This window comes from Bartonella capreoli (genome assembly GCF_902813205.1).
GTDB lineage: Bacteria > Pseudomonadota > Alphaproteobacteria > Rhizobiales > Rhizobiaceae > Bartonella > Bartonella schoenbuchensis.
Genome location: NZ_CADDZX010000391.1, coordinates 1 through 387 on the forward strand (window position 1 = coordinate 1; position 387 = coordinate 387).

At 40.8% G+C, this 387-nt stretch carries 1 other RNA gene; it reads right to left on the minus strand.

The features are described 5' to 3' along the window. Window positions 1-244: 244 nt before the first annotated feature. Window positions 245-387: non-coding RNA, 6S RNA (gene ssrS, locus J7R05_RS08945), on the minus strand; the annotation flags it as partial.

The window sequence follows — 387 nt, forward strand, 5'->3', positions numbered from 1 at the left end:
TGGCGAAAGGGCAGAACGATGCAATAGGCCCCTCTGGCGTAGCTGTTTCCGGATTAAAGTAGCAGATTGCGGGTACTTTGAGTTTTCTGTCATTATCCCGTTAATTATTCTGTAGATTGCCGTAAATGCAACAAATAAAGTTTTCTAATCCATCAAAATGTTGTTGAATCTCTTGAAAAATATAATAGCGACTTGCTTTACTTAAAAAAAGTATAGAATCATTTGTTGTATCTATACGAAAAAAGGATGATCCACGACAGCCGATGGAAAAAGTTGATCCCGGGAACCTACAAAATAGGTGGGCGCCATATGAAAAAGCCCACGGGCTTTATCAGGGACAGCTCCCTTGGAGATCACTAAGGTCTCAGGAATGCGTTATTTCCTGTC